The 17,466-nt window shown below is 67.0% G+C and carries 19 protein-coding genes; all 19 read left to right on the forward strand.

Annotation, left to right across the window (positions count from 1 at the left end; genetic code table 11):
* The first annotated feature begins 2 nt into the window (after positions 1–2).
* The 19 genes from ACRAQ3_RS05485 to ACRAQ3_RS05575 all read left to right on the forward strand — a co-directional run bounded on the left by ACRAQ3_RS05485 (position 3) and on the right by ACRAQ3_RS05575 (position 17,464).
* Positions 3–1,229 carry an NADH-quinone oxidoreductase subunit D gene (locus tag ACRAQ3_RS05485; protein ID WP_085894777.1) on the forward strand — a complete coding sequence of 409 codons (1,227 nt, stop codon included), beginning with the start codon at positions 3–5 and terminating at the stop codon, positions 1,227–1,229.
* A 68-nt stretch (positions 1,230–1,297) separates the two neighbouring features.
* Positions 1,298–1,636, forward strand: coding sequence for a hypothetical protein (locus tag ACRAQ3_RS05490; RefSeq protein WP_106535105.1), 339 nt, complete (start codon positions 1,298–1,300; stop codon positions 1,634–1,636).
* Between the two features lie 68 nt (positions 1,637–1,704).
* The gene (gene nuoE / locus ACRAQ3_RS05495; RefSeq protein WP_432255947.1) at positions 1,705–2,781 is read left to right on the forward strand and encodes an NADH-quinone oxidoreductase subunit NuoE; all 1,077 of its coding nucleotides are present in this window, start codon (positions 1,705–1,707) and stop codon (positions 2,779–2,781) included.
* A gap of 133 nt (positions 2,782–2,914) precedes the next feature.
* A complete protein-coding gene (locus ACRAQ3_RS05500; protein ID WP_432255948.1) occupies positions 2,915–3,676 on the forward strand; it encodes a hypothetical protein in 762 nt (253 codons plus the stop codon).
* Positions 3,673–3,876, forward strand: a complete 204-nt coding sequence (locus ACRAQ3_RS05505; RefSeq protein ID WP_269397876.1) for a DUF5337 domain-containing protein — start codon at positions 3,673–3,675, stop codon at positions 3,874–3,876. The genes ACRAQ3_RS05500 and ACRAQ3_RS05505 overlap by 4 nt, the downstream gene beginning before the upstream one ends.
* 4 nt (positions 3,877–3,880) lie before the next feature.
* Entirely contained in the window at positions 3,881–5,170 is a 1,290-nt protein-coding gene (gene nuoF, locus ACRAQ3_RS05510; RefSeq protein ID WP_432255949.1) for an NADH-quinone oxidoreductase subunit NuoF, read from the forward strand.
* On the forward strand, positions 5,167–5,436 hold the full coding sequence (locus ACRAQ3_RS05515) for a hypothetical protein (RefSeq protein WP_432255950.1): 270 nt from the start codon (positions 5,167–5,169) through the stop codon (positions 5,434–5,436). The genes nuoF and ACRAQ3_RS05515 overlap by 4 nt, the downstream gene beginning before the upstream one ends.
* 142 nt (positions 5,437–5,578) lie before the next feature.
* Positions 5,579–5,989, forward strand: a complete 411-nt coding sequence (locus ACRAQ3_RS05520; RefSeq protein ID WP_085894783.1) for a DUF5333 domain-containing protein — start codon at positions 5,579–5,581, stop codon at positions 5,987–5,989.
* 191 nt (positions 5,990–6,180) lie between these two features.
* Complete coding sequence (nuoG, locus tag ACRAQ3_RS05525; RefSeq protein ID WP_432255951.1) at positions 6,181–8,205, forward strand: NADH-quinone oxidoreductase subunit NuoG; 2,025 nt, start codon at positions 6,181–6,183, stop codon at positions 8,203–8,205.
* Between the two features lie 2 nt (positions 8,206–8,207).
* Positions 8,208–8,603 carry a hypothetical protein gene (locus ACRAQ3_RS05530; RefSeq protein ID WP_085894785.1) on the forward strand — a complete coding sequence of 132 codons (396 nt, stop codon included), beginning with the start codon at positions 8,208–8,210 and terminating at the stop codon, positions 8,601–8,603.
* A gap of 10 nt (positions 8,604–8,613) precedes the next feature.
* The gene (gene nuoH, locus ACRAQ3_RS05535; RefSeq protein WP_085894786.1) at positions 8,614–9,654 is read left to right on the forward strand and encodes an NADH-quinone oxidoreductase subunit NuoH; all 1,041 of its coding nucleotides are present in this window, start codon (positions 8,614–8,616) and stop codon (positions 9,652–9,654) included.
* Positions 9,655–9,656: 2 nt separating this feature from the next.
* Positions 9,657–10,151, forward strand: coding sequence for an NADH-quinone oxidoreductase subunit NuoI (gene nuoI, locus ACRAQ3_RS05540; protein WP_432255952.1), 495 nt, complete (start codon positions 9,657–9,659; stop codon positions 10,149–10,151).
* A 10-nt stretch (positions 10,152–10,161) separates the two neighbouring features.
* Entirely contained in the window at positions 10,162–10,572 is a 411-nt protein-coding gene (locus tag ACRAQ3_RS05545) for a carboxymuconolactone decarboxylase family protein (protein ID WP_085894788.1), read from the forward strand.
* The gene (locus tag ACRAQ3_RS05550; protein WP_085894789.1) at positions 10,569–11,177 is read left to right on the forward strand and encodes an NADH-quinone oxidoreductase subunit J; all 609 of its coding nucleotides are present in this window, start codon (positions 10,569–10,571) and stop codon (positions 11,175–11,177) included. Before ACRAQ3_RS05545 ends, ACRAQ3_RS05550 begins: the two co-directional genes overlap by 4 nt.
* Positions 11,178–11,213: 36 nt before the next feature.
* Complete coding sequence (gene nuoK / locus ACRAQ3_RS05555; protein ID WP_021693273.1) at positions 11,214–11,543, forward strand: NADH-quinone oxidoreductase subunit NuoK; 330 nt, start codon at positions 11,214–11,216, stop codon at positions 11,541–11,543.
* A gap of 7 nt (positions 11,544–11,550) precedes the next feature.
* Complete coding sequence (gene nuoL / locus ACRAQ3_RS05560) at positions 11,551–13,695, forward strand: NADH-quinone oxidoreductase subunit L (RefSeq protein WP_432255953.1); 2,145 nt, start codon at positions 11,551–11,553, stop codon at positions 13,693–13,695.
* 3 nt (positions 13,696–13,698) lie between these two features.
* The gene (locus tag ACRAQ3_RS05565; RefSeq protein ID WP_432255954.1) at positions 13,699–15,264 is read left to right on the forward strand and encodes an NADH-quinone oxidoreductase subunit M; all 1,566 of its coding nucleotides are present in this window, start codon (positions 13,699–13,701) and stop codon (positions 15,262–15,264) included.
* A 12-nt stretch (positions 15,265–15,276) separates the two neighbouring features.
* On the forward strand, positions 15,277–16,710 hold the full coding sequence (nuoN, locus tag ACRAQ3_RS05570) for an NADH-quinone oxidoreductase subunit NuoN (RefSeq protein ID WP_269397881.1): 1,434 nt from the start codon (positions 15,277–15,279) through the stop codon (positions 16,708–16,710).
* Between the two features lie 43 nt (positions 16,711–16,753).
* On the forward strand, positions 16,754–17,464 hold the full coding sequence (locus ACRAQ3_RS05575) for a biotin--[acetyl-CoA-carboxylase] ligase (RefSeq protein ID WP_432255955.1): 711 nt from the start codon (positions 16,754–16,756) through the stop codon (positions 17,462–17,464).
* Positions 17,465–17,466 lie beyond the last annotated feature (2 nt).

The raw sequence follows: 17,466 nt of genomic DNA on the forward strand, positions 1-17,466 counted from the left end.
TCATGGACGGCTCGACCATCAACGCCAAGGGCTTCGAAGACACGAAGACCGGCGAGCAGAAGATCCGCAACTTCAACATCAACTTCGGGCCCCAGCACCCGGCGGCGCACGGCGTGCTGCGCCTCGTGCTCGAGCTCGACGGCGAGATCGTCGAGCGCTGCGATCCGCATATCGGCCTGCTGCATCGCGGCACCGAGAAGCTGATGGAAAGCCGCACCTACCTGCAGAACCTGCCCTATTTCGACCGGCTCGACTATGTGGCGCCGATGAACCAGGAGCATGCCTGGTGTCTGGCGATCGAGCGGCTGACCGGCACCGAGGTGCCGCGTCGCGCCTCGCTGATCCGCGTCCTCTATTCCGAGATCGGCCGGGTTCTCAACCACCTGCTCAACGTCACCACCCAGGCCATGGATGTCGGCGCGCTGACGCCGCCGCTATGGGGCTTCGAAGAGCGCGAGAAGCTGATGGTGTTCTACGAGCGGGCCTCCGGCGCGCGCCTGCATGCGGCCTATTTCCGGCCCGGCGGCGTGCATCAGGACCTGCCGCCCGAGCTGATCGAGGACATCGATGCCTGGGCCGCGGGCTTCCCGGCCTTCCTCGACGACATCGACGGGCTGCTGACCGAGAACCGCATCTTCAAGCAGCGCAACGTCGACATCGCCGTGGTGACCGAGCAGGAAGCGACCGACTGGGGCTTTTCGGGCGTGATGGTGCGCGGCTCCGGCCTCGCCTGGGACCTACGTCGCGCGCAGCCCTACGAGTGCTACGACGAGTTCGACTTCCAGATCCCGGTCGGCAAGAACGGCGACTGCTACGACCGTTATCTCGTCCGGATGGCCGAGATGCGCGAGTCGACCAAGATCATCCGTCAGGCCTGCGAGAAGCTGCGCCACGAAAAGGGCGACGTGCTGGCGCGGGGCAAGGTCACGCCGCCGACCCGCACGGACATGAAGACCTCGATGGAAGCCTTGATCCATCACTTCAAGCTCTACACCGAGGGCTTCCACGTGCCCGCGGGCGAGGTCTATGCCGCGGTCGAAGCACCCAAGGGCGAGTTCGGCGTCTATCTCGTGGCCGACGGCTCCAACAAGCCGTACCGGGCCAAGCTGCGCGGGCCGGGCTACCTGCACCTGCAGGCGATGGACCACGTGGCTTCCGGCCACCAGCTCGCCGACGTGGCGGCGATCATCGGCACAATGGACATCGTGTTCGGCGAGGTCGACCGCTGAGGCGGCGATCCGAGGCAACCGGCCGGCGGCTCTGCCATCGGCCCCAGACAGGACGGGGACGTTCGAAGATGACGGCGATGCGGATGATGATGGGTTTCGTGGCGCTCGGCGCGCTGGGGGCCTGCACGGCCGGGGCGCAGATCGGCGGCATCGGCGCGCAGGGGCGCGTCGGCAGCGTCGGCCCCGCCGCCGCCGCGGCGGCGCCGATGGCACCGGCCGACCGGCTCGTCGCCGCGATCGAGGCGCAGGGCTGCGTGATCACCTCCGACAACGTGGCGCAGGTGCTGCTCAAGGCGAACCTCACGCAGCAGCAGCTGCTGGAGATCGCGCCGCAGCTCTCCGCCCAGGGCCGCGCCGAGGTCTCCGATGGCGGCACCATCCGGGTGTTGACCGAGAACTGCATCTGAGGGCGCGCGCCCTCCTGACATGATCCGCGCCGCCCGACGGGGGGCGCCCAGAACACCGGAACGAGCGAATGCTGCGCAGACTTCACCCCGAACAGCCCGAGAGCTTCGCCTTCACCCCGGCCAACCAGGCCTGGGCCGAGGCGCAGATCACGAAATATCCCGAGGGGCGTCAGGCCAGCGCGGTGATCCCGCTGCTGTGGCGTGCGCAGGAGCAGGAAGGCTGGCTGTCGCGCCCCGCGATCGAGGAAGTCGCGCGGATGCTCGACATGGCCTATATCCGGGTGCTCGAGGTCGCGACCTTCTACTTCATGTTCCAGCTGCAGCCGGTCGGCTCGGTCGCGCATATCCAGGTCTGCGGTACCTTGTCCTGCATGCTTTGCGGCTCCGAGGACCTGATGAAGGTCTGCCAGGAAAAGATCGCGACGAAGCCGCACGAGATTTCGGCCGATGGCAAGTTCTCGTGGGAGGAGGTCGAGTGCCTCGGCGCCTGCGCCAACGCGCCGATGGCGCAGATCGGCAAGGACTACTACGAGGACCTGACCACCGAGCGGCTGGCCGAGATCATCGACGAGATGGCCGCGGGCCGCGTGCCGACGCCCGGCCCGCAGAACGGTCGCTACGCCGCCGAGCCGATCGACAACCTGACCTCGCTGGCCGAGGGCGCCGAGAACCGGGACGAGCACAACGCCGCCGTCGCGCTCGCCGTGAAGCTGGGCGACACGATCAAGCGGATCGACGGCACCGAGGTGCCGCTGACCGCGCCGTGGCAGCGTCAGGACGATCACGAAGCCGAGGGCTACGAGGATCCGCAGGAGCCGATGCCGGCGCATGACCGGCCGGCGGATGCCTCCGGCGTCACCGAGCAGGAGGCCCCGGCCTCGAGCGCGGCCAAGCCGGTCTCCGCCGATTTCCCGGCCGAGGAGCCGCAGGACGCGACCGCCGGTAACGAGGCGCCCGAGGGCGGCAAGCCGATCGCGCCGTCGGGCGAGGCCGCACCGGCGACCGATGCCGAAGACGCGACCGACGACAAGACCGGCACCGCCGATCCGGCGGCACCGGGCGGCGCCTACAACGCGCCCCGGACGCAGAAACCCGGCGATCCCGCCAAGGATGGCCAGCCCAAGAAGCCTTCGAAAGGCGAGTGATGCCAAAGCGCGCTGCCGGATCGGAGCGGAGGGCACGCGGGCCGGTTCGGCCCGCGCATCCGTTTGATTCGACGGCGTTGCGTCCTATGACGAATGACGGGGCGCTAGGCTCCGGCCATCTGGAGGACGCGGCATGAACAACATCGGAAACTGTCGGACCATCAGCATCGGCGGCGCGGCGATCGGCGGGCTGCTGCTGTGGATCCTGCTCGCTCTGGGCGAGCGCGGCTGGTTCTCGTCGCTCCTCATCGCGGCGCTGATCGCCGTCGCGGCGGCGCTGCTGCTTCTGGCGCTGGTCTGCCGCGACGAGGTCGAGGACATGACCGCCGCGAGCCCGGCACCGCTCGACCAGAAGACCGCCGCTCCCGAGACCGCGGCCGCTCCTGCGGCGACCGCCGCGCCGAAAGAGACGCCCGCGCCCGCGACGTCGCCGGCCGAGGACACGGGCGGTCGCGCCGCCTCCAGCGCCGCGCCGGGGCAGGGCGGCAAGCCGGTCGTGAACGACACGGCGGTGCTCGACGATAGCGATGCGGATGCGGACAGCCGTGAGGGCGACCTCGGCGAGGAAGTCGCGCGCACCCAGTCTCTCGACCGAGAGGCCGAGGCTGCGGCGGAACCCGACATGCCCGACGGCGTCGCCGCCGGCCTGCGCGAGAAGCCCGAACTGCTCGATGCGCCGCAGGGCCAGCCCGACGATCTCAAGCAGCTGCGCGGCGTCGGCCCGCGGCTCGAGGAACAGCTGAACCGTCTCGGCGTCTGGCATCTGCGCCAGATCGCATCCTGGGGCGAGGGCGAGGCGGCCTGGATCGACGATCATCTCGAGGGGTTCAAGGGCCGGATCCAGCGCGACGACTGGATCGGCCAGGCCCGTGAATTGACGAAGGACGAGGCATGAGCGGCGCGGCAGGTCGACGCGCGGCGCTGGTGCTCGCCGGAACCGGCGTGTTCTGGGTGATCGCGATCTTCGCGGGCAACGCCCTCGACCTACCGCATCGCTGGCGCGGATTGTTCGACCTGATGGCCCTCGCGGGGTTCGTCATGGGATTGTGGATGACATATCAAACCTGGCGCGCGCGCCGGGACGACGAAAGGTGAGCCGATGCTCAAGGATCAGGACCGCATTTTCACCAACATCTACGGGATGCACGACCGCACGCTGAAGGGTGCGCAGGCCCGTGGCCATTGGGACGGCACCGGCGACATCATCAAGAAGGGCCGCGACTGGATCGTCGAGCAGATGAAGGCGTCCGGCCTGCGCGGTCGTGGCGGCGCTGGCTTCCCGACCGGTCTGAAGTGGTCCTTCATGCCCAAGGAAAGCGACGGGCGGCCCGCCTATCTCGTCGTCAACGCCGACGAATCCGAGCCCGGCACCTGCAAGGACCGGGAGATCATGCGCCACGATCCGCACACGCTGATCGAGGGCTGCCTGATCGCCTCCTTCGCGATGAACGCGCATGCGAGCTACATCTACCTGCGCGGCGAGTACATCCGCGAGCGCGAGGCGCTCCAGCAGGCGATCGACGAGTGCTACGATGCCGGGCTTCTGGGCCGCAACGCCGCCGGGTCGGGCTGGGATTTCGATCTCTACCTGCATCACGGCGCCGGCGCCTATATCTGCGGCGAGGAAACCGCGCTGCTGGAGTCGCTCGAAGGCAAGAAGGGCATGCCGCGCATGAAGCCGCCCTTCCCGGCGGGGGCGGGCCTCTATGGCTGCCCGACCACGGTGAACAACGTCGAATCCATCGCCGTCGCGCCGACGATCCTGCGCCGTGGGCCGGAATGGTTCGCGGGCTTCGGTCGTCCGAACAACACCGGCACCAAGCTCTTCGCGATCTCGGGCCACGTCAACAAGCCCTGCGTGGTCGAGGAGGAGATGTCGATCTCCTTCAAGGAGCTGATCGACAAGCATTGCGGCGGCATCCGTGGCGGCTGGAAGAACCTCAAGGGGGTGATTCCGGGCGGCTCCTCGGTACCGGTGCTGCGCGCCGAGACCATGGAAGACGCGATCATGGATTTCGACTGGCTGCGCGAGCAGCGTTCCGGCCTCGGTACCGCCGCCGTCATCGTGATGGATCAGTCCACCGACATGGTGAAGGCGATCTGGCGGCTGTCGAAATTCTACAAGCACGAGAGCTGCGGTCAGTGCACGCCCTGCCGTGAAGGCACCGGCTGGATGATGCGGGTGCTCGAGCGGATGGTGCGCGGCGACGCGGCGATCGAGGAGATCGAGATGCTGCTCGACGTGACCAAGCAGGTCGAGGGTCACACCATCTGCGCGCTCGGCGACGCCGCCGCATGGCCGATCCAGGGCCTGATCCGCAACTTCCGCGACGAGATCGAGGACCGCATTCGCGGTCGCGGCGTCGCGGCGACCATCGCGGCCCAATGACCTGGCGCGACCAGGCGCTGAAGAATTTCGGCGTCTGGCTCGCGGTCTACCCGGCGGTCCTGATCTCCAGCTACCTGTTCTCGTGGCTAGCGCCGGGGGTGCCGCTCTGGCTGGAGATCCTGATCTCCACCACCTTCACGGTGCCGCTCATCTCCTATGTGGCGGTGCCGTGGGTCGAAAAGCGCCTTGCCCATGCCAAGGGCGAAAGCGCGGCCGAGCTGAAACGCGAGGAGGCCGAACAGGCCGAGGGCGGCCGCGACGCCTGAGGACCGGGCGGCGATCCGCCATCGCGAGGCCACTCTCCACAGCGTGATATTGAATATCGGCCTTCCGGGGCCAAGCTCTCGGCCAGAAGCGCCGGACGGGGGCGAGCAGGCCCCGGAACCGGCCCGATAGGAGAGACCACGCATGACCATCCCGCATCTCGCGCGCACCGCCGCGCTGATCCTCGGCTTTACCATCGCGGCGGGCGCGACGGCGGCGCTGCCGGCGCTGCGCGAGAACGCCAAGATCCGCGACGGGCTGATTTCCACCGCCATCGCCTACGAGATCGGCCGCAAGTGCGACAGCCTCGACTCGCGCTGGCTGACCGGCATCGGCTTTCTCAACTCGCTCCGGAGCCACGCCCTGGATCTGGGCTATACCCGGGCCCAGATCAGCGCCTTCATCGACGACGAGGAGGAAAAGGACCGGCTCGAGGCCGAGGCCCGGGCCCTCCTGCGCGAAAAGGGCGGGGTCGAGGGCGACTGGGAGACCTATTGCGAGGTCGGCCGCCGCGAGATGGCGGCCGGCAGCCGGATCGGCACGCTGCTCCAGTAACCCGTCGCCGATCCGACCGATGATGGGCTGTGCGCGCGTGCCGCAGCCCATCCACGCGCCAGAGCGGCATTTTCCCCGTTCCGGCGCGTGGATGCGTCTGGCATCGCCGGGCGAGCCGCGTTAGAACCCCCCTCGATCGCAGCCCCCGACCCGGAGGCATGCGTCCGACGCGAGGAAAGGGGCGGCCTGCCATGTCCGATTTGCGCAAAGTCAGCATCGACGGAAAGGTCATCGAGGTGCCGGGGGCGATGACGCTCATCCAGGCCTGCGAGACCGCGGGGATCGAAATCCCCCGTTTCTGCTATCACGAGCGGCTGAGCATCGCCGGCAATTGCCGCATGTGTCTCGTCGAGGTCGTGGGCGGCCCGCCGAAACCCGCCGCCTCCTGCGCCATGCAGGTCAAGGATCTGCGGCCCGGGCCCGAGGGCGCGCCGCCGCAGGTCAAGACCAACTCGCCGATGGTCAAGAAGGCCCGCGAGGGGGTGATGGAGTTCCTGCTCATCAACCACCCGCTCGATTGCCCGATCTGCGACCAGGGCGGCGAGTGCGACCTGCAGGACCAGGCGATGGCCTATGGCGTCGACTTCTCGCGCTATCGCGAGCCCAAGCGCGCGACCGAGGATCTCGATCTCGGCCCGCTGGTCGAGACGCACATGACGCGCTGCATCTCCTGCACCCGCTGCGTGCGCTTCACCACCGAGGTGGCCGGCATTTCCCAGATGGGCCAGACCGGGCGCGGCGAGGATGCGGAGATCACCTCCTATCTCGGCCAGACGCTCGATTCGAACCTGCAGGGCAACATCATCGACCTGTGCCCGGTGGGCGCGCTGGTCTCCAAGCCCTACGCCTTCAACGCCCGCCCCTGGGAGCTGACCAAGACCGAGACCATCGACGTGATGGACGCGCTCGGCTCGTCGATCCGCGTGGACACCAAGGGACGCAAGGTGATGCGCATCCTGCCGCGCAACCATGACGGCGTGAACGAGGAATGGCTGTCGGACAAGGCGCGCTTCGTCTGGGACGGCCTCGCGCGCCAGCGTCTCGACACGCCCTATATCCGCGAGAACGGCAAGCTGCGGAAGGCCGACTGGCCCGAGGCGCTCGCCGCCGCCGCCGCCGCCATGAAGGGCCGCAAGGTCGCGGGTCTCGTCGGCGATCTCGCCCCGACCGAGGCCGCCTTCGCGCTCAAGCAGCTGATCGAGGGGCAGGGCGGTGTCGTCGAATGTCGCACCGACGGTGCCAAATTGCCTGCTGGCAATCGCTCGGCCTATGTCGGCACGGCCCGGATCGAGGATCTCGACACCGCGCGCCACATCATGCTGGTCGGCACCAACCCCGCCATCGAGGCGCCGGTTCTCAACGCCCGCATCCGCAAGGCCTGGCTCGCCGGGGCCAATGTCGGCCATGTCGGCGTGCCGGCGGACCTGACCTATGATGCGCATCATGCGGGCACGGGCCGCAAGGCGCTGTCCGACCTGCTCGGCCACGAGTTCGGCGCGGTGCTGGACGAGGCTTCGGTCGTCGTGGTGGGGCAGGGTGCCCTGACCGGTGCCGATGGCGAGGCGGTTCTCGCTCATGCCATGGAACTGGCCGCCCGCAGCAAGAGCAAGCTTCTGGTGCTGCATTCGGCCGCGAGCCGCGTCGGCGCGATGGATGTCGGCGCCACCACCGAGGGCGGCGTCGAGACCGCGCTCGAAAGCGCCGAGGTGATCTACAACATGGGCGCCGACGAGATCGCGCTGCCCTCGGGCGCCTTCGTGATCTACCAGGGCAGCCATGGTGATCGCGGTGCGCATCGCGCCGACCTGATCCTGCCCGCGGCGGCCTGGGTCGAGGAGCAGGGGCTCTTCGTCAACACCGAAGGCCGCCCGCAACTCGCGCTGCGCGCCGGCTTCGCGCCGGGCCAGGCCAAGGAGAACTGGGCGATCCTGCGCGCGCTTTCGGCCGAGCTGGGTGCGACCCAGCCCTGGAACAGCCTCGCGCAGCTGCGGCAGGCGCTGGTGGCGGCGCATCCGCATCTGGCACGGATCGACGAGGTGGCCGAGAACGAATGGCAGCCCTTGGAGCTCGGCTCGATGGACGAGGCGCTCGGCGATTTCGAGAGCATCGTCGCCGAGCACTACCTGACCAACCCCATCGCCCGTGCCAGCGAGCTGATGGGCGAGCTTGCGGGCAATGCCCGCACCCGCCGGCAGCAGAAGATCGCGGCCGAGTGAGGATGCGGGCCGCTCTCCTCCTGCCCCTGGCGGCCCTGGTGGCCGGCTGCGCCGAGGCGGATGCCGCGGCGGGGCGGGGGGAGCGCGGCGCGCCGCGGCATGACGGCGTCGAGACGCGGCTGCTCGACGGCGACCTCGTGAACTTCCACGTCGCGATGAGCGGCGGCGCCAAGGCCGAGGACGTGATCGCCTATGCGGAATGCGCGGCGGCGCAATATGCGCTGATCCGGGGCTATGGATTTGCCCGTCATGTCCGCACCCAACTCGATGAATCGGCTGGAAACTGGCGCGCCGATGCTGTTTACACCATCTCGCCGGCCCTGCCTGAGGGGCTGCGCACGATCGATGCCGAAGTCACCGTCCAGAACTGCGGACTGAACGGCATCCCGACGGTCTGAGGGAAGCACCATGGTCGAATTCTTCACCGAAACCAGCATCGGAGCCGTGCTGCTGATCCTCGGTCAGTCTCTGCTGCTGATCGTGCCATTGCTCGTGGCGCTGGCGTTCCTGTTGCTGGTCGACCGCAAGGTCTGGGCCGCGGTGCAGATGCGCAAGGGGCCCAACGTTGTCGGCCCCTTCGGCTTGCTGCAAAGCTTCGCCGACTTCCTAAAATACATCGTCAAGGAGGTGGTCGTGCCCGCCGGCGCCGACCGCTCGGTGTTCTTCCTGGCGCCGATGATCTCCTTCGTCATGGCGGTGATCGCCTGGGCGGTGATCCCCTTTGCCGATGGCTGGGTGCTGGCCGATCTCAACGTGGCGCTGCTCTATGTCTTCGCCGTCTCCTCGCTCGAGGTCTACGGCGTGATCATGGGCGGCTGGGCCTCGAACTCGAAATACCCGTTCCTCGGCTCGCTGCGCTCGGCCGCGCAGATGATCTCCTACGAGGTCTCGATCGGCCTGATCATCGTCGGCATCATCATCTCGACGGGGAGCCTGAACTTCGGCGCCATCGTGGCGGCGCAGGACGGCGATTTCGGCCTGTTCAACTGGTACTGGCTGCCGCATTTCCCGATGCTGTTCCTGTTCCTGATTTCGGCCATGGCCGAGACCAACCGCCCGCCCTTCGACCTGCCCGAAGCCGAATCCGAGCTCGTCGCCGGCTACCAGGTCGAGTATTCCTCGACGCCGTTCCTGCTGTTCATGATCGGCGAATACGTCGCGATCGTGCTGATGTGCGCGCTGGTGTCGCTGATGTTCTTCGGCGGTTGGCTGTCGCCGATCCCCGGCCTGCCCGACGGCGTGCTGTGGATGGTCCTCAAGATGTTCTTCGTCTTCTTCATCTTCGCGATGGTGAAGGCGATCACCCCGCGCTACCGCTACGACCAGCTGATGCGTCTGGGCTGGAAGGTGTTCCTGCCGCTGTCGCTCGCCTGGGTCGTGATCGTGGCCTTCCTCGCGAAATTCGAGGTCCTTGGCGGGTTCTGGGCCCGCTGGACCCTGGGAGTCTGAGCATGACGCAGATCGACTACACCCGCGCCGCCAAGTATTTCCTGCTCCAGGATTTCGCCAAGGGCATGAAGCTGGGGCTGAAGTACTTCTTCGGCTCCAAGGCGACCGTGAACTACCCGCACGAGAAAGGCCCGCTCTCGGCCCGTTTCCGGGGCGAACACGCGCTGCGCCGCTATCCCAGCGGGGAAGAGCGCTGCATCGCCTGCAAGCTGTGCGAGGCGGTCTGCCCGGCGCAGGCGATCACCATCGATGCCGAACCGCGCGAGGACGGCTCGCGCCGCACCACGCGCTACGACATCGACATGACCAAGTGCATCTATTGCGGCTTCTGCCAGGAGGCCTGCCCGGTCGATGCGATCGTCGAGGGGCCGAACTTCGAATACTCGACCGAGACCCGCGAGGAGCTCTACTACGACAAGGAGAAGCTGCTGGCGAATGGCGACCGTTGGGAAGCCGAGATCGCCCGCAACCTCGAGCTCGACGCGCCGTACCGCTGAGGACCACGCCGTGACCGATCAGAACCCCTTCGCGCAGATGATGAAGATGGGCCAGGACTGGGCCCGTCGGATGAATCCCGCGCTCGAGAGCTTCACGCCGAAGGGCTTCGAGCAGCTCTGGCCGACCATGCCCAAGGAGATGATGGAGGCGTTCATGGGGCGCACCCTCAACCCCGAGGGGCTCGACGCCAAGACCCGGCTGCTGCTGACGCTGACCGGTCTGACCATCCTCGGCGCCCAGGCCGAGGCCCAGATCCGTCTCACCGTGCGCCACGCGCGGGAGGCGGGCGCCACGAAACAGGAGATCGCCGAGACCATCGCCCAAGCGGGGATGTTCGGCGGCGTGCCCGCGATGACCAAGGCGATGGAGCTTGCCACCGAGGTCATGGACGAGGACACCGGAAAGGACACCGCACGATGACCGCCGCCGCCATCATCTTCTACCTCTTCGCGCTGTCGACCATCGTCGGCGGGCTGTTCACCGTGATCGCCCGCAACCCGGTGCATTCGGTGCTGTGGCTGATCCTCGCCTTCTTGAGCTCGGCCGGGCTGTTCATCCTGGTCGGCGCCGAATTCGTGGCGCTGCTGCTGGTCATCGTCTATGTCGGCGCCGTCGCGGTGCTGTTCCTCTTCGTGGTGATGATGCTCGACGTCGATTTCGCCGAGCTGAAGGCGGAGATGGCGAAATACATGCCGCTGGCGCTGCTGATCGGCGTCATCCTCCTGATGCAGCTGGCCCTAGCCTTCGGCGTCTGGGACTACTCCGAGGGCTATGACGAGCGCCTCGCCGCGCCCTTCGTCTTCGACGTCGAGAACACGCAGCTTCTCGGCCTGCTGATCTACGATCGCTACATCCTGCTGTTCCAGCTCGCGGGCCTCGTGCTGCTGGTGGCGATGATCGGCGCGATCGTGCTGACGATGCGGCACCGCAAGGACGTGAAGCGGCAGGACATCCTGGCGCAGATGTATCGCGATCCGGCCAAGACGCTGGAACTCAAGGACGTGAAGCCCGGCCAGGGCCTCTGATAGACCGCGAACGGGCCAAAGCCCGGAGGGACACTGATGGACGCTTATCTCGCTGAAGCCCCGATAGGGCTCGAACATTATCTCACCGTCGCGGCGGCGCTGTTCGTCATCGGCATCTTCGGGCTGTTCCTGAACCGCAAGAACGTCATCATCATCCTGATGTCGATCGAGCTGATGCTGCTCGCGGTGAACATCAACTTCGTCGCCTTCTCGGCCTATCTGGGCGATCTGGTCGGCCAGGTCTTCACGCTCTTCGTGCTGACCGTCGCGGCCGCCGAGGCGGCGATCGGCCTCGCCATTCTGGTCTGCTTCTTCCGGATCCGCGGCACCATCGACGTCGAAGACGTCAACGTGATGAAAGGCTGAGGGGCGCATGGAAACGATCATCCTCTTCGCGCCCCTCGTCGGCGCACTGATCGCGGGCTTCGGCTGGCGGCTGATCTCCGAGGCGGGCGCGCAATGGGTCGCCACCTCGCTGGTCGGCCTGTCCTGCCTGCTGTCGTGGATCGTGTTCCTCGGCCATGACGGCCAGATGGAGCAGATCCAGATCCTGCGCTGGATCGAGAGCGGCTCGCTCTCGACCGACTGGGCGATCCGGCTCGACCGTCTGACCGCGATCATGCTGATCGTGATCAACACGGTCTCGTTCCTCGTGCACCTCTACAGCTTCGGCTACATGGCGCATGACGAGAACTTCCGGCCGGGCGAAAGCTACCGGCCGCGCTTCTTCGCCTATCTCTCCTTCTTCACCTTCGCGATGCTCGCGCTGGTGACCGCCGACAACCTCGTTCAGATGTTCTTCGGCTGGGAAGGCGTCGGCGTCGCATCCTACCTGCTGATCGGCTTCTACTACCGCAAGCCTTCGGCCAATGCCGCCGCGATGAAGGCCTTCATCGTCAACCGCGTCGGCGATTTCGGCTTCGCGCTCGGCATCTTCGCGCTGTTCTTCCTCGCGGACTCGATCAACTTCTCCGACATCTTCGCCGCGGCGCCGGTGATGGCGCGGATGGAGCTCGAATTCCTCGGCCTCGAGTTCCGGGCACTCGAGATCGTCTCGCTGCTGCTGTTCATCGGCGCGATGGGCAAGTCGGCGCAGCTGCTGCTCCACACCTGGCTCCCCGACGCGATGGAAGGCCCGACCCCGGTCTCGGCGCTGATCCATGCCGCGACCATGGTGACGGCGGGCGTGTTCCTGGTCTGCCGGATGTCGCCGATCCTCGAATTCGCGCCCGACGCCAAGGCGATCATCGTCTTCATCGGCGCCACCACCGCCTTCTTCGCCGCGACCGTGGGTCTGGTGCAGAACGACATCAAGCGCGTGATCGCCTATTCGACCTGTTCGCAGCTGGGCTACATGTTCGTGGCGGCCGGTTCGGGCGTCTACTCGGTGGCGATGTTCCACCTCTTCACCCATGCCTTCTTCAAGGCGCTGCTGTTCCTCGGGGCCGGCTCGGTCATCCATGCGATGCATCACGAGCAGGACATGCGGAACTATGGAGGTCTGCGGAAGAAGATCCCCTATACCTTCTGGGCGATGATGATCGGCACGCTGGCGATCACCGGCGTCGGCATTCCGCTGACCCATATCGGCTTCGCGGGCTTCCTGTCGAAGGACGCGATCATCGAAAGCGCCTATGCCGGTGCCACGCCCTATGCCTTCTGGCTGCTGGTGGTCGCCGCCGCGATGACGAGCTTCTATTCCTGGCGGCTCATCTTCATGACCTTCTTCGGCAAGCCGCGCGGCGATCATCACACGCATGACCATGCGCATGAGAGCCCCGGCACGATGCTGGTGCCGCTGGGCGTGCTGTCGCTCGGGGCGGTCCTCGCCGGCATGCTGTGGTACGCGCCCTTCTTCGGCGATCACGCCCGGGTCTCGCAGTATTTCGGCATTCCGACGGCCCATGCCGAGGCCGGTGACGGCCACGGCGAGGGCGTCGTCGCCGCGACCGACGAGCTGGCCGAGGGCGATCTCGAGCACGCCGCCGAGGCGGTGGCCGAGGACGATGCGGGCCACGCCGTCGAGGCCGATGGTCATGGCGCCGTCGCCACGATCGCGGCGCCGGGGCAGGGGGCGATCTACATGGCGCCCGACAACCATGTCCTCGACGACGCGCACCACGCGCCGGTCTGGGTCAAGGTCAGCCCCTTCGTCGCCATGCTGCTTGGCCTGAGCCTCGCCTGGCTGATGTATATCCGCCGTCCGGAGCTGCCCGCGCAGCTCGCGGCGAACCAGCGGCCGCTCTACAACTTCCTGCTCAACAAGTGGTACTTCGACGAGCTTTACGACTTCGTCTTCGTTCGGCCCGCGCAGGCCATCGGCCGGTTCTTCTGGACCAAGGGCGACGGCAGCGTCATCGACGGCGGCATCAACGGCGTGGCGATGGGCATCGTGCCCTTCTTCACCCGCCTCGCCGGCCGCGCGCAGAACGGATACGTCTTTACCTACGCCTTCGCGATGGTTCTGGGCCTGGCCCTGATCCTGACCTGGATGACCTTGGCCGGGGGGGCCGAATAACAGATGGGCAACCTTCTCTCTCTGACCACCTTCATCCCGCTTCTGGGCGCCGGCATCCTCGCGCTGTTCCTGCGCGGCGATGACCTGGCCGCGCAGCGCAACGCCAAGTGGGTGGCTCTGGCCACCACCGTCTTCACCTTCGTGGTGTCGCTGTTCATCCTCGCGGGCTTCGACGCCGAGGCGCCGGGCTTCCAGTTCGTCGAGGATCGCCAGTGGCTCCTGGGCATGCGCTACAAGCTCGGCGTCGACGGCATCTCGCTTCTGTTCGTGATGCTGACCACATTCCTGATGCCGCTCGTCATCGCCGCCTGCTGGGACGTGACGCACCGGGTCAAGGAATACATGATCGCCTTCCTGGTGCTCGAGACGCTGATGATCGGCGTGTTCGTGGCGCTCGACCTCGTGCTGTTCTACCTGTTCTTCGAGGCGGGCCTGATCCCGATGTTCCTGATCATCGGCATCTGGGGCGGCAAGGACCGCATCTATGCGAGCTTCAAGTTCTTCCTCTACACCTTCCTCGGCTCGGTGCTGATGCTGGTGGCGATGGTGGTGATGTTCGCGCAGGCGGGCACCACCGACATCCCGACGCTGATGGGCTACAACTTCTCGTCCGAGAGCTTCCCGATCCTCGGGGTGCAGATCGTCGGCGGCGTGCAGACGCTTCTGTGGTTCGCCTTCTTCGCCAGCTTCGCGGTGAAGATGCCGATGTGGCCGGTGCACACCTGGCTGCCCGACGCCCACGTGCAGGCGCCGACCGCCGGTTCGGTGGTTCTGGCCGCGATCCTGCTGAAGATGGGCGGCTACGGCTTCCTGCGCTTCTCGCTGCCGATGTTCCCGGTCGCCTCCGACATCTGGGCGCCGCTGGTGCTGTGGCTCTCGGCGATCGCCATCGTCTACACCTCGCTGGTGGCGCTGGTGCAGAAGGACATCAAGAAGCTGATCGCCTATAGCTCGGTCGCCCATATGGGTTTCGTCACCGCCGGCATCTTCGCGCTGAACCAGCAGGGTCTCGACGGCGCGGTGTTCCAGATGATCAGCCACGGCTTCATCTCCGGCGCGCTCTTCCTCGGCGTCGGCGTGATCTACGACCGGATGCACACCCGCGACATCGACGCCTATGGCGGCCTCGTGAACCGGATGCCGGCCTATGCGGCGGTGTTCATGCTGTTCACCATGGCCAATGTCGGCCTGCCGGGCACCAGCGGATTCGTCGGCGAATTCCTGACGCTGATTGGCATGTTCCAGGCCAACACCTGGGTCGCGGCGGTGGCCACCACCGGTGTCATCTTCTCGGCGGCCTACGCGCTCTACCTGTACCGCCGGGTCGTCATGGGCGACCTGATCAAGGAAAGCCTGAAGTCGATCACCGACATGACCGCCCGCGAAAAGTGGATCTTCGCACCGCTCGTCGCCATGACGATCCTGCTCGGCGTCTATCCGAGCCTCGTCACCGACATCACCGGACCGAGCGTCGCGGCGCTCGTGGACCAGGTCGAGGTCGCGGTCGCGGCGCATGGCTCCGAGAGCGCCATCGCCTCGGCCGAGGTCGCGGCCCCGGCACAGCACTAAGGACCAGGACACATGTTCTCACTCGATCTCCAGACCGTCCTGCCCGAGGTGATCCTCTCGGTCTATGCGATGGTCGCGCTCATGGCGGGCGTCTACACCACCAAGGACAAGTCCGCCGGTCTCCTGATCTGGGCGACCGCGGCGATGTTCGCGCTCGTCGCGTTCCTGATCGCCACCCGCGAGGGCACCGACCCGGCCTTCTTCGGCAGCTTCGTCGATGACGGCTTCGCCCGCTTCTCCAAGGTGACGATCCTGCTCTCGGCCGCCGTGGTGCTGGTGATGAGCCAGGAATACCTGGCGCGTCGCAACCTGCTGCGGTTCGAGTACCCGGTGCTCGTGGCCCTCGCCGTGGTCGGCATGATGGTGATGGTTTCTGCGGGCGACCTGATGGTGCTCTACATGGGCATCGAGCTGCAGTCGCTCGCCATGTATGTGGTGGCTTCGCTGCGCCGTGACAGCGAGAAATCGACCGAGGCCGGCCTCAAATACTTCGTGCTGGGCGCGCTCAGCTCGGGCCTGATGCTCTACGGCGCCTCGCTGGTCTACGGCTTCGCCGGCACCACCCAGTTCGAGGGCATCTTCTTGGCAACCGCCGTGGACGTGCCGCTCGGCCTGATCTTCGGCCTCGTCTTCCTGCTGGTGGGTTTCGCCTTCAAGGTCTCGGCCGCGCCGTTCCACATGTGGACCCCCGACGTCTACGAGGGCGCGCCGACCCCCGTGACCGCCTTCATGGCGACCGCGCCCAAGATGGCCGCCATCGCGCTCTTCGCCCGGGTCGTCTTCGACGGCTTCGGCGGCGTGGTCGGCGACTGGCAGCAGATCGTGGCCTTCCTGTCGGTGGTCTCGGTGTTCTGGGGCGGCGTCGCCGCGATCGGTCAGACCAACATCAAGCGCCTGATGGCCTATTCTTCGATCGCTCATATGGGCTTCGCGCTGATGGGTCTCGCCTCGGGCACCGCCTTCGGCGTGCAGGCGATGCTGATCTACATGGCGATCTACGTCACCATGAACATCGGCACCTTCGCCTTCATCCTGTCGATGGAGCGCGACGGCCGCCCGGTGACCGATATCGGCGCCCTGCACATGTATTCGCGCTACGCGCCGATGCGCGCGCTGGCGATGCTGGTGCTGCTGTTCAGCCTTGCCGGCGTGCCGCCGATGGTCGGCTTCTTCGGCAAGCTCTACGTGCTGCGCGCGGCCTATGAGGGCGGGCTGACCTGGCTCGCGGTGCTCGGCGTGATCGCCTCGGTGATCGGTGCCTTCTACTACCTGCGCATCGTCTACTACATGTATTTCGGCGAAGAGCGCGAAGCGCTCGACACCGGCACCTCGCCGCTGCTCTGGGGCGTTCTCATGGCCTCTGCCGCCGTGATGGTGTTCGGCGTCATCAACCTCTTCGGCATCGAGCCCCTGGCCGCTGCCGCGGCGGCGACCCTTGTCAACTGACGCCACATCCCGCGGGCTCTGGCCCGAGGGGTGGGAACGGGTCGTGCTCGACACCGTCGACAGCACCATGGCCGAGGCCGCGCGACGCGCGGCCTCTGGCCTTGCCGGACCCACCTGGATCATGGCGCATGAGCAGACGTCCGGCCGCGGCCGCCGTGGCCGCGACTGGTCGAGCCAGCCCGGCAACCTTGCCGCGACGCTGGTCTACAAGCCCGAGGCCACGCCCGCCGAGGCCGCGCGCCGCAGCTTCCTCGCCGCGGTGGCGCTGTTCGAGGCGCTGGCGATCCATGTCGACCGGACCCGTCTGTCGCTTAAATGGCCCAACGACGTGCTGCTCGACGGCGGCAAGGTCGCGGGCATCCTGCTGGAGAGCGCCGGTCAGGGGCCCTATGTCGACTGGCTCGCCATCGGTGTCGGGGTGAACCTCGCCTCGCACCCGGCGGGGCTGCGCGACGCGGCCTTTCCGCCGGTCGCGGTCGCCGATGACGGCGGGCCGCTGGTCGACCCGGAAGAGTTCCTGACCCACCTCGCCGATGCCTTCGCCACCGAGGAGGGCAAGCTCGACGCCTTCGGTTTCGGGCGGATCCGCGAGGACTGGCTGCGCCACGCGGCACGGCTGGGCGAGGTGATCACCGCGCGCACCGGGGCCGACGAGATCACCGGCGTGTTCGAAAACGTGGACGAGGCCGGCAACCTGATGCTCAGGACGCCCAAGGGCCTGCGCGCGATCAGCGCCGCCGACGTGTTTTTCTGAAG

Origin of the sequence: Limimaricola sp. AA108-03 (assembly GCF_050847355.1) — a bacterium.
Taxonomy (GTDB): Bacteria; Pseudomonadota; Alphaproteobacteria; order Rhodobacterales; family Rhodobacteraceae; genus Limimaricola.